The following is an 11,559-nucleotide window of genomic DNA, read 5'->3' on the forward strand; positions in this document are numbered from 1 at the left end:
CCCGCGCTGCCGGCGCCGGCGCCGCTGTTGCCACCCTGGCCGCCGGTGGCGCTGGCGGTCAGGCTCAAATCGGCCTGTGTCACATTGCTCAGCGTCAGGCTGGAACTGGCGGCGCCGGCGAGACCGGCGGCGGCGTCCGCGCTGTTGCCGCCGGCGCCGCCGTAGGCGTATTGCGTCAGCGCCAGGCTGCCGCGGTTGCTGCCGGACACCGTGTTGCTGAGACTGACCGCCGCGCCCTGGCCGCCGGCCGCGCCGAGATAGCCGTCACCGCCGCCACCGCCGGTGCTGCTGCTGTTGACATAGGCCCAGTCGCCGTTGCCATCCAGCGTGGCGCTGCTGGCGGCGCTACCGCCGTTGCCGCCGGTCTGGCCGGCGCCCAGCGCCGAGCTGCCTTTGCCGCCACCGGCGTTGGCGTTGATCTGGGCCCAGCCGCCATCGGTCAACTGAGCCTGCACCGCGCTGACGGCATTGCCACCATCGCTGGCGCTCACCACAATGTCATCGCTGGACCAGTTGCCCCAGCTGGCGCCGCTGCCGCCGTTGGCGGTGGCGATGGCGTTCAAGCTGCCGCTGCCGACCGCAATCAAGGTGCTGCTGGCGTTGCCCGCCACGCCGGCCTGACCGCCGTTGTAGGCGGTGCCGGCACTGCCGCCGGTGGCAGTGGTCGCCAGATTCAGGTAACCGTTGGAGACGCTCGATTGCACGTTCAGCAGCGTCACGGCGCTGCCGCCATTGCCGCCGGCGCTGCCGCCGCTGAAACCGGCGCCGCCGCTGGCGCCGACCGTGGCCTGCAGTGCGCCGGCGCTGCTGTCGGCCAGCGTCAGTTGGGATGAGGCGTGGCCGCCATCGCCGCCGGCCGCGCTATCGCTGGAGCCGCCATAGCCGCCGTTGGCCTGCTGGTTCAGTACCAGGTAATAGCTGCTGCTGCCGCTGACCGCGTTCAGCGCCTGGCTGTCGGCGCCACGGCCGCCGCTGGCGCCGCCGTAGCCGCTGCCGCCGTTGCCGCCGTTCTGGGTCACGCTCACTTGCACATAACCGGATACCGAACTGGCGCTGGCGTTGGCGGTGGCGCTGTGGCCGTCGCCGCCGTGCGCGCCGGCGCCGTAGCCGGTACCGCCGTCGCCGCCGCTGGCGCTGGCGTTGGCATAAGCACTGCGGCTGGCGCTGGCGACACTGCTGGCGCTGCTGCTGGCGGCGCCGCCATCCTGGCCGCTGACGGTGCCGTAGTACCAGCCGGCGGCGCCGCCGCTGCCGCCGTAGGCGGTGCTGTTGACGCTGACACTGCCCTGGCTGGCGCTGCCGCTGACGACACTGGTGGCGCTGCCGGCGGCACCAGTCAGGCCGCTCTGGCTGCCGCCGCCGGCGCCGCCACGGCTGCTGACGTACAGCGCCAGATAGTTGGTGCTGTCGTCGCTCAGCGTCAGTGTCGAGCTGGCATTGCCGCCATTGCCGGCGGTGCCGCTGTCGGTGTAGCCGCCATTGCCGCCATTGGCCACCTGGCTCAGGCCCAGGTAGCCGGGCGTGCTGGCGCTCAAAGTGTTGACCATCTCGACCGCCGCGCCATTGCCGCCGCTGGCGCCGTTGTAGCCGCTGCCGCCATTGCCGCCGATCTGTGACGTGCTCAGTTGCAGCTGGCCGTTGCTGGCGGTGACGCTGCCGCTGAGCGTGGCGCTGGCGTTGCCGCCGTCGCCGCCCCGATAACCCACGCCCGAGCCCTGGCCGCCCTGGCCGCCGGAAGAAGATGCCTGCAAGGTCAGGTACAAGCTGGCCTCGCCCTGACCGCTGCTGCTGGCGCTGCCGCCGAGCTGACCGTTGCCGCTGCCGCCGGTGACGCCGCCGCCAGTGCCGCCAGTGGCGCTGACGCTGCCGTAGACCGAGTCGGCGCCGATCAGCTGTTGCTGCGCGCTGGCATTGCCAGCCAGGCCGGCCGTGCCGCCGTTGCTGGCGTTGCCGCCGCTGCCGCCGGCACTGGAGGTGTAGGCGTAAACCTGGCTGCCGGGCAGGGCGGAGTCGAGCTGGAAGCTGGCGCTGCCGTTGCCGCCGTTGCCGGCCACGCCGGTCTGGGTGTCGCCGCCATTACCGCCGCTGCCGGCCACGCGCAGCACGGCGTAAGTGCCGAGCGCATCGGCCAGTGTCAGGCTGGAACCGCCGGCGGCGCCGTGCCCGGCCACGGCGCTGTCGCTGGCCCCGCCGCCGCCGCCGTAGGCGTACTGGCTCAGGTCCATATAAGAACCGTTGGCGCTGGCGCTGATGCTGTTATTCATCAGCGACTGCGCGCCCTGGCCGCCACTGGCGCCGCTGTAGCCGTCGCCACCCTTGCCGCCGTTTTGCGTCACGTAGACGCTGGTGGAGTACGCGTCGCTGCTCACCGTGGCCGTGCTGCTGGCGATGGCGCCATCGCCGCCGAGGTAGCCGCTGCCGTAGGCGTTGCCGCCATTGCCGCCTTGGCTGCTCACCATCAAGGCACCGCTGGTGCCGCTGGCATTGGTCAGCGTCAGGCTGCCGCTAGCGCTGGCCGCGCCGCCGGCACCGCCGGCCGCGCCGAGGCCGGCCAGGGTGCCGGGGCCGGCGCCGCCGGCCTGGCCGCCATTGCCGCCGTAACCGCCGGCAGCGCTGACGTTCAGGTAGCCGTACACGCCGTCCAGCACCAGCACGCCTTGTGAGGTGGCGCTGCCACCGCTGCCACCGGCGCCGCCGTTGCCGCCGTTCAGGCTGGCGTCACCTGTTGCGCCGTTGCCACCCGCGCCGCCGCCGCCGCCGTAAGCCCGCGTGTAGTTGCTGCTGTCGGCGGAGCCGGTATTGGTGGCCACCACGCTGTCGCCCGCGCCGCCGTTGCCGCCATTGGCGCCCGGCGTGGCGCCGCTGTTGCCGGACAGGCCGCCCGCGCCATATTGGTTGACATCGACGGCATAGGCCTGGCTGACAGCCAGCGACAGCAGCAAGGGAACCAGTTTGCGTGGATGGCCTGGAGGAAGCGTGCGCATGGTGACCGACCTTTCAGTAATGGACGAATAATATTGATATGACAACGTTCGTCACTGTCGCAGGTCTGCCGGGCAGCGTAAATGATGCAGGTGCATCACCCGATCAGGAATGATTGCTGCCAGTAGGAAACAGCGCTGGCCCGGGACGGATCGCGGGTCGTGCCGCATTTCTTGTCAACTTGATATTTTCACGATATGCTGAATCTGGTTTCATTTCCCGGACGCCGCCATGGAACAGATGGATACTCTGCTGCTGCAGCTTTACGGCGCCTTGCGCGAATGTCGCGGCGTTGGCTTTGTCGATTACGCGATGAACCTGTTCAAGCCGGTGCTGGTCTACGATTCGGCGCGCATGACCACGGTCGACCTGCGCGGTGGCGGCGTGGTGGTGCGGCAGTCGCTGCTGTTCCGCGAACCGGACGACATGATGCTGGACTGGAGCACCATCGCCACCAGCGACCTGGTGATGCGCGACGCGCTGGACAAGATGAACCAGGCAGTGATCTTCCATGCCAGCAGCCGCTTCCCCACCCGCAGCAGCAGCGACACCATCATGCGCGACTACACCCACCGCTACGAGCATCGCAACGGCACGGTACAGATGATGCACGACGCCAGCAGCGGCCATCACATCGGCATGTCGCTGTACCGCGCCGCCGACAGCGCCCACTACAGCGAGGCCGACCGGCTGGCGGCGCAACGCCTGCTGCCGCATCTGGCGGAGGCAATCAAGCTGAATGACGCTTTGCACGGCCCCAGGCCGGACGATGAGGGGGCGGCCAGGGGCCGACTGGCGATTGCTTCCTTCGACGGCCGCCTGCATTACTGCGGCCCGGCGTTTGAAACGCTGTTGCAGCTGGAATGGCCGGACTGGCGCATGCCACGCCTGCCGCGCGCGTTGATGGAGGGACTGGCGCGCGGCACGGCGCGGCGCCACCAGGGCCGCCACACGCTGTTCACGGCGACGGTGGTGGGCGAGCGTTTATTCCTGCGCGGGCGCCAGCAGTTCCGCCTCGACCAGCTGGCGCCGCGCGAGCGCGAGGTGGCGCGCCTGTTCGGCGGCGGTCACTCGTACAAGGAAATAGCGCGCCAGCTGGAGCTGGCGCCCGCCACCGTGCGCAACACGGTGCAGCGGGTCTACCAGAAGCTGTCGGTGGGCAGCAAGGCGCAACTGGCCAAGCTGATGGCGTCCGAAGTCTAGGCGGCCTGGCGGGCGAAGCGGGCTTCGATTTCTTCCAGCGTTTTGCCCTTGGTCTCGGGCAGCAGGAAAGTCGCGGTCAGGAAGTACAGCAGCGTGCAGCCAGCCCAGACGAAGAACATGGTGGCATAACCATGCTGCCCCACGGTGGGCAGGAACACGGCGGCGATCATGGTCGACACGAACTGGTTGATCAGCAGCGCGATACTCATGCCGTTCGAGCGTATGCGGTTCGGCATCAGCTCCGACAGCGCCAGCCACACGCACACGCCGGGGCCGACCGCGAAGCTGGCCACGAACAAACACATGGCGCCGGCCACCAGCCAGCCGTGGGTGGTGGACGGCACGGCGGCCAGGTCGGCGCGCTCGATGCGCAGCGGCGCGTGCATGCCCTCGGCCGGATCGGCAAACGGATTCAGGTACAGTTTGCGGAAGAACACCCCGATCACGCTGTCCGGTTGCACGGTGTCGTCGCGGCTCATGTGCAGCGGTGGCAGCGCGGCGTCGTCGCTGCGGCGGGTTTGCACGTTGGTGAACGGGCCGTAGGAATAAGCGACCGTCAGTTGTACCGGCGCGCCGGTGTCTGCATTGGCGCCGAGTGCTTGCAGCGTGGCCGCGTCCAGTCGCAGTGACAGGCTGTCGGATTGCGCGCGGGCTTGCAGCGTTGGGCGTACGTCGCGCTGTTCGGCTTCGGCGCCACGGAACAGCAGGCCGGCCAACAGCAGCGCGGTGACGATGCCACCGGTGCCCAGCATCAGCAGGAACTTGCGGCCCTTGCGGTCGACCAGCGCCACCGCGACGATGGTCATCAGCGCGTTCAGTATTTTCAGTACCACGTCGCCGGCGTTGGCGGTGCTGCCCGGCAGCCCGGCTTGATTGAGGATGTTGACCACGTAGGCCAGCACCGAGTTGATGCCGGTGGCCTGGTTCAGCGCCAGGATCAGACAGGCCAGCAGGAAGGGCAGCATGTAGCGGCGGCTCAGCAGCGGGTCGGCGCCCGTTGCGGCGTTGGCGCGCGAGGCTGCAGCGCCATGCGAGGCTGTGGCGTCGGTCGCGCCGGCGGCGGTGCTGTGCGCGGGCGTCAGCGCTTGTTGGATCTCGCGCAGCTCAGCCTCGGCTTCATCGGCCGGGCGAGTGCGCAGCAGGGCAGTGCGGGCCTCCTCGATCTGACCGCGCCGTGCCAGCCAGCGTGGCGACTCGGCCAACAGCAGCGCGCCGACACTGAACACCAACCCCGGCGTCAGACACCACCAGAAAATGCTGCGCCACGCATGATCCTTGGCCGCAAACACCGCAGCGGTGCGCTCCGTCTCGCCCAACTGCTGCGCGGCGGCGGTGGCGGCTTCCACCGCGTTGGCCTGCATCAGCCCAATCACCGCCGCCGCCACCAAACCTATCGTCAGCAGCAGCTGAAACAGCGCCGCACCGCGCCCACGTTGACGCGCATGCAGACACTCCGCCAGATACAGCGGCACCACCACGCCGATCAATCCACCGCTGACGCCCTGCAGCAAACGCCCCAGCAGCAGCGGCACATAGCCATCCGCCAGCGCAATCAACGGTATGCTCAGCGTGAACAGCACGCCCGACAACACCATCGCCCAACGCCGCCCGATCCAATCGGCCAGCGCGCCGGCAAACAGCGACGACAGCACAGACCCCAGCAGCACAGCCGCCACGATAAAGCTCAACTGCTGCGCGCTCAGATGCCACGCCACCGACGCCGTCGATTCAAGATAAGGTAACGCGCCAGCGATAATCCCTACGTCTATGCCGTAAAGCAGTCCACCCATCCCCGCAATGAACAGTAAAAATCCCATGGCGCGTGCTTGCATCGAGTCTCCGTCTAGTTGGTGGAAAGATGAATGGCCTCGCCCTCCACGAACACGGCCACCGGTTGTAAATCCTGATCGAGTACCACAATATCCGCCCAAGCCCCCGGCGCCAGACGACCGCGTTCGGTCTCGCCCAGATAGTCGGCGGGGTAGAGCGACAAGCGATTGGACGCATCGGCCAGCTCCAGTCCGAGGCCGACGAAATTGCGCAGCGCCTGATCCATGGTCAGCACACTGCCCGCCAGCGAACCGGTGGCCAGCCGCACGCAGCCCGCGCACTTGTACACGCGCTGGCTGCCCAGGCCATATTCGCCGTCCGGCATGCCGGTGGCCGCCGTGGCATCGGTCACGCCATACAGGCGTGGAATCGCCCGCAGTGCGGCGCGGATCGCGCCCGGCTCCACGTGCTGCAGGTCCGGAATGATCTCCGCATATTCCGCATGCGCCAGCGCCGCGCCGACGATGCCCGGCTTGTAGTGATTCAGCCCGGTCATGCCGTTGTAAAGATGCGTGAAGCCGGCCGCGCCAGCCTCCAGCGCCGCCACGCCATCCTCATAACTGCCATTGCTATGGCCGATCTGCACCCGGATGCCCAACTGGTTCATCTGCGGGATCAGCGCCAGATGGCCATCCACCTCGGTGGCCAGCGTGATCGCGCGCACCGGCGCCAGCGCGTGATAGTCGCGCACCAGATCCATGCTGCCGATGACCACCGCGTCCGCCGGCTGCGCGCCCAGGCGGTGGATGCTTAAAAACGGACCTTCCAGATGCACGCCCAGCATGCGCGCGCCGCCGGTCGGGCGTTGCGCGATCACCGGCGCCAGTCCGCGCAGCGCGCGTCGGATCGAATTGTCGGTGGCGGTCATGGTGGTGCCCAGCATGGCGGTGGTGCCGTGCTTTGCGTGCGCGCGCGCCACGATGGTGCCGGCGTCACCGCCTTGCATGATGTCGACGCCGGCGGCGCCATGCACGTGCAGGTCGACAAAGCCGGGCAGGATGGTCAGTGTGTTGTCCGCTCCCTGGTCTTCGCGGATGTGCAGGATGCGCTGGTCAAAAGCGATGCTGCCATTGATCCAGCCATCCGGGGTAAGAATACGTCCACTCAGCACAGCATCACTCCGCGATTACCAGCTCGATGCCCGCTTCCAGCAGGCCGTCGCGATATTCGTCGCTGATGCCGGCGTCGGTCACCACCGTGTGCACGCGGTCCAGCTGCACGATGCGGTGCAGGCTGACGCGGCCGAATTTGGAGGCATCCGCCAACACGATGATCTTCTTGGCCCGCTCCACCATCTTGTGATTCAGGCTGGCCTCGGCCTCGTGGTGGGTGGTGACGCCGAACTGCAGGTCGAAACCGTCGACGCCGAGGAACAGTTTGTCGAAGCTGTAGGCTTGCAGGCAGGCTTCGGCCTGCGTGCCCTGGATCGACAGCGACTGTTTGCGCAGCAGGCCGCCGGTCAGGATCAGATCCACGCCGGGCGCGTCGGCCAGCTCCCAGGCGATATTCAGGCCATTGGTCATCACCGTGACGTTCTGCGCCTCGCGCAGATGGCGCGCCAGCGAAATGGTGGTGGTGCCGGAATCGATGATGATGTTGTCGCCCGCTTGCACCATGCGTGCCGCCCAGGCGCCGATGCGCGCCTTCTGCTCATGGTTGATGGCGTCTTTCTGCGGCACCGTGTGTTCGGTCGGCGGCGTGCGGGCCAGTGTGGCGCCGCCGTGGCTGCGCGTGGCCAGACCCTGGGACTCCAGCGCACTGAGGTCGCTGCGGATGGTCACCGCGGAGACACTCATTCGCTCCACCAGTTCGTTCACCTGCACCGAACCGTGTTGGGTAAGCGCCTGCAGAATCGCGGCGCGGCGTTGGCTGGTATGTCGCATATTTCTGTTGTTAGTGTATCAAAACGTCAAGCTTAACAGATCGCGGCGCTGCTGCCAGCGGGTACGCCGCTGTCTGCAACGGCGTTGCGGTTGCAGGCGCGCGCGTATTGCGCCAGCAGGCGGCCGATCTTGTGCTCCAGCAGGGCGTTGGCGTCGATCGCCAGCTGACCTTGCAGCACTTCCAGATATTGTTCCGGCAGGTGCTGGCTGAGCAGCGACAGCGGAATCTCCAGTGCCGCCAGATTGGCGAACAGCTGCGTCACCGCAGCCACCACCGGCGCCTCGCCCCAGTAGTAGCGGCAACGGTCGCTGAGGCCATAGCGGCGCAGCAGGCGCTGCTCGGCGCTGGTGCCCGGATAGTGCTTGGCCCAGTGCTTGGGCTGCGCCAGCATGGTGTCGTCCAATACCTGCATCAAGCGCGAGGTGTGGCCGGCCGGGATCAGTTCATCTTCGATGTGGCACAACGCGGCGTAACCCTCGCGCAGCGCGAAGGTCGCGGCCGGGCCGACCTTGAGGATGGCGTAATGGTCGCGCACCATCTGGTGCAGCGCCGATTCGCGCTGGTAGTCGGTGGAGTGGGCTTCGAACACGATGCCCGGCTGGCCGGCCACGAAGTCCGACAGTGCGCGCGCCTGCGCCGCGTCGTAATGCTGGATGTGGCTATGGTCGAAATCCACGCCCGGCTGCACCACCATCGCGATCACGCGGCACCAGGCGGCGTGCAGATTGACGTCCATGAAGGCTTTGCGGTGCACGTCCAGCGTGCGGCGCGCGGCTTGCGGTGCGGTCACCGCGCCGGCTTGCGCCAGATTCGCTTCGCCGCCCGGAATTGGTACTTCGGTGCCGATCACGTAGACCGGCGGTGGCAGGCCGGCATCGGCCGCCGCTTGCTCGGCCACCGCGCACAGGCGCGCCGAGCGCTCGGCGATCACTTCATCGCTCAGGTATTGCGGATCGTCGGCGCAGCGCATGCTGCAATCGAGGTGGATTTTGTGGAAGCCGGCGGCAGCGTAGGCGGCGATCAGCACCTCGGCGTTTTGCATCGCCGTGTTTGCGTCCAGCCCTTGCCAGGCATTGGGTCCGAGATGGTCGCCGCCCAGCACCAGCCGCGCCAGCGGGAAGCCTTGCTGGCGTGCGAGGTCGTGCACGTAGTCGCGGAACTGCGGCGGCGTCATGCCGGTGTAGCCACCGAATTGATCGACCTGATTCGAAGTCGCTTCCACCAGCAGCACCGTGTCGTAGCTGGTGGCGACGCGCATGGCGGCGCGCAGCACGCTCGGATGGCTGCAGCACACGCTGTACAAGCCGGCGGCTTCGCCACCGCGATGCGCGGCGATGATTTGCTGGACGGGGGACAGGGAAGCGGTGGTGTTCATATTCAGGTGTTCAGTTGTTGACGGACGAGGAGGGCGGCGCCGCGCGCACCGCCGGCATCGCCGAATTTCGGCGGCAGCACGGGTGGTGGGCGCACGCCGGAAAACAGGTGGCGCTGGATCGCTGCCGGCAGTTTGTCGTACAGGTGCGTCAGCTGCGACAGGCCGCCACCCAGCACGATCGCGTGCGGGTCGAGCGCCAGTACCAGGCTGGCCAGCGCGTGGCCCAGCAGGTCCGCGTGCACGTCCAGCGTGTGCTGCGCGTCGGCCGAGCCGCTTTGCGCGCGGGCGACGATGGACAGCGGCGTTTCGTCGGCGCTGCGGTAGTGGCGGTGCAGATTGCTTAGGCCGGGGCCGGAGACGTAGCGTTCCATGCAGCCGCGCCGTCCGCACGGGCAGTCCAGCAGCGGCAGACTGTGTTGTGCCAGCAGGGCGGCTGGCAGCGGCCAGTGGCCCCATTCGCCGGCGATGCCGTTCAAGCCGCGCTGCAGGTGGCCGTCGATGCAATAGCCGCCGCCGGCGCCGGTGCCGAGGATGGCGCCGAACATGGTCGGCAGGCCGTCGGCGGCGCCACCCTGCGCTTCGGACAGAGCGAAGCACTGGCAGTCGTTGCCGATGGCGAGTGGACGTTGCAGCGCGTCTTGCAGCGATTGCGCCACCAGTCGGCCGTTCAGCGCCGGCACGTTGGAGCTGAGCTGGCGCCCGGTCGCGCTGTCGATTACGCCCGGCAGGCCGATGCCCACCGGCGCGCGAAAGCCCAGCGCAGTATCGGCGCGCGCCACCAGCGCCTGCATGGCGGCGATGAATTCACCAAAGTCCGTGCCCGGAGTCGCAATGCGCTCGCGATAGACCTCGCGCAGGCCCGCGCCTGAACCCGCGCTCGCGCCTCCCGCGCCCGTGCCCGCGCTGTGGCCGGCGTCGTCATCGGCGTATGCCACCAGCTCAATCTTGGTGCCGCCGATGTCGATGCCGTGATAGCCGGTTTTAGAATTCGTCATGGCGATAAATGGTCACGCCCTGAACCACGCGGTTCACGATGCCGCCGGTGAAAGGATTATCCGGCCGCAGTTGCAGCAGCGCCGATTGATGCAGCGCGTACTGCTGCGCCATCAGCAGCCACAAAGGCGCCAGCCACGCATCCGGCCAGGCCGGTGCATCGATGCCGATGTCGCCTCCGGCGCCCACGGTCAGCACGCCGCTGGCCACCTGATCGCGCCGCAGTTCTTCCACCAGATCCTGTTCATAGCGGCGCGACAGCGGATCGGCGCTGCGGAACAGCACCACCAGCGTATCGCGCGTCACCGCCGCTTTCGGACCATGACGGAAACCCAGCGCGCTATTCGACATCGCCATCACCTGGCCGGCCGTCAGCTCCAGAATCTTCAGTGCGGCTTCCTTGGCCAGCGACTCCAGCGGACCGCTGCCCAGATACACCACGCGCGACACCCGCTGCGCCGCCAGCGCGGCAACCGGCGCCGACCACTGCGACAGCGCCTGTTCGCCCAGCGTCGCCAGCGTCTCCAGTCGCTGCGGCTGGAAGTCCGGATCCAGCACGCTCAACGCCGCCAGCAGCATGCAGGTCAGGCTGCTGGTCATGGCGAAGCCGCGATCGCAGCTGGCGGCCGGCATCAGCAGATTGAAGGTGCGCTCATCGCCCGCGCTTTGCTGCGCCAGAGCGCCATCCGCATTGCAGGTGATGTTGAGGAAGCGCGCACCCGGCACCAGATCGCGCACCAGCTGCACGGCGGCGGTGCTCTCAGGGCTGTTGCCGCTGCGCGCAAACGACACCAGCAAGGTCGGCGCGTCGGCTTCCAGATACAGGGCGGGGTGGGTCAACAGACTGGTGGTCGAGATGGCGCGCACCTGGGCCGGCCAGGCGGCGTTGATTTCGTCCGCGATGATCTCGCCCACATAAGCCGAGCTGCCGGCGCCAGTGAGGATCACACGCTGCTGCGGATCGCGCAGGCAGTCGCCGAGAAAGGCGGCGACCGCGCTTTGCTCAACTTTCAGGCTGGCCGCCAACGCGCGCCACATGGCTGGTTGGTGGGCGATTTCTTCTGCGGTGTCGAGGCCGCCGATGTCGCGCCAGTCCGTGGTGGCGCGCTGGAATAAGGTAGTCATCGAAAGTTTTTCTGTTTGAAGTCAGATAAAGAGTAAGGTTTTATTTTCGAAAAGTCAAATACGAAAGCAAAAAGAAAGATGTTTCGCCAAGGTATCTTCGTGCAATGTGGTGGTTTTGCTACGAATTCGAAAGTTCAGCATGCTATCGCCACCCGATTCGAAAGATA

The 11,559-nt window shown here is 67.6% G+C and carries 8 protein-coding genes; 1 reads left to right on the forward strand and 7 read right to left on the reverse strand.

The genetic code is table 11. The features are described 5' to 3' along the window. Nucleotides 1–2,984 (reverse strand): beta strand repeat-containing protein (locus tag GJ699_RS00005; protein WP_371867395.1); only part of this gene is annotated, 2,984 nt, incomplete at its 3' end. Between the two features lie 229 nt (nt 2,985–3,213). Here GJ699_RS00005 and GJ699_RS00010 point away from each other — a divergent pair. Next, nucleotides 3,214–4,185, forward strand: coding sequence for a helix-turn-helix transcriptional regulator (locus GJ699_RS00010; protein ID WP_154371896.1), 972 nt, complete (start codon nt 3,214–3,216; stop codon nt 4,183–4,185). Here the strand turns inward: GJ699_RS00010 and GJ699_RS00015 are convergent. From GJ699_RS00015 to GJ699_RS00040, 6 genes are read right to left on the reverse strand one after another with little or no spacing between them, the layout of a single operon-like run. Continuing rightward, entirely contained in the window at nt 4,182–6,017 is a 1,836-nt protein-coding gene (locus GJ699_RS00015; protein WP_229261864.1) for an MFS transporter, read from the reverse strand. The genes GJ699_RS00010 and GJ699_RS00015 overlap by 4 nt on opposite strands. Nucleotides 6,018–6,028: 11 nt before the next feature. Continuing rightward, nucleotides 6,029–7,126, reverse strand: a complete 1,098-nt coding sequence (gene nagA, locus GJ699_RS00020; protein WP_371867396.1) for an N-acetylglucosamine-6-phosphate deacetylase — start codon at nt 7,124–7,126, stop codon at nt 6,029–6,031. A 4-nt stretch (nt 7,127–7,130) separates the two neighbouring features. Next, nucleotides 7,131–7,898, reverse strand: coding sequence for a DeoR family transcriptional regulator (locus GJ699_RS00025; RefSeq protein ID WP_154371898.1), 768 nt, complete (start codon nt 7,896–7,898; stop codon nt 7,131–7,133). A gap of 32 nt (nt 7,899–7,930) precedes the next feature. Further along, on the reverse strand, nt 7,931–9,274 hold the full coding sequence (locus GJ699_RS00030) for a D-tagatose-bisphosphate aldolase, class II, non-catalytic subunit (RefSeq protein WP_229261866.1): 1,344 nt from the start codon (nt 9,272–9,274) through the stop codon (nt 7,931–7,933). Nucleotides 9,275–9,276: 2 nt separating this feature from the next. Beyond that, a complete protein-coding gene (locus tag GJ699_RS00035; protein ID WP_154371900.1) occupies nt 9,277–10,269 on the reverse strand; it encodes an ROK family protein in 993 nt (330 codons plus the stop codon). Next, on the reverse strand, nt 10,256–11,392 hold the full coding sequence (locus GJ699_RS00040) for an SIS domain-containing protein (RefSeq protein ID WP_154371902.1): 1,137 nt from the start codon (nt 11,390–11,392) through the stop codon (nt 10,256–10,258). Before GJ699_RS00040 ends, GJ699_RS00035 begins: the two co-directional genes overlap by 14 nt. Nucleotides 11,393–11,559 lie beyond the last annotated feature (167 nt).

The organism is Duganella guangzhouensis, assembly GCF_009674535.1.
GTDB lineage: Bacteria > Pseudomonadota > Gammaproteobacteria > Burkholderiales > Burkholderiaceae_D > Rugamonas > Rugamonas guangzhouensis.

What these genes read in the sequence shown, in the direction of transcription:
- GJ699_RS00010 (WP_154371896.1), top strand. Translation starts at nt 3,214, where the DNA reads ATGGAACAGATGGATACTCTGCTGCTGCAGCTTTACGGCGCCTTGCGC.
- GJ699_RS00015 (WP_229261864.1), bottom strand. Translation starts at nt 6,017, where the DNA reads ATGCAAGCACGCGCCATGGGATTTTTACTGTTCATTGCGGGGATGGGT.
- GJ699_RS00025 (WP_154371898.1), bottom strand. Translation starts at nt 7,898, where the DNA reads ATGCGACATACCAGCCAACGCCGCGCCGCGATTCTGCAGGCGCTTACC.
- GJ699_RS00030 (WP_229261866.1), bottom strand. Translation starts at nt 9,274, where the DNA reads ATGAACACCACCGCTTCCCTGTCCCCCGTCCAGCAAATCATCGCCGCG.
- GJ699_RS00035 (WP_154371900.1), bottom strand. Translation starts at nt 10,269, where the DNA reads ATGACGAATTCTAAAACCGGCTATCACGGCATCGACATCGGCGGCACC.
- GJ699_RS00040 (WP_154371902.1), bottom strand. Translation starts at nt 11,392, where the DNA reads ATGACTACCTTATTCCAGCGCGCCACCACGGACTGGCGCGACATCGGC.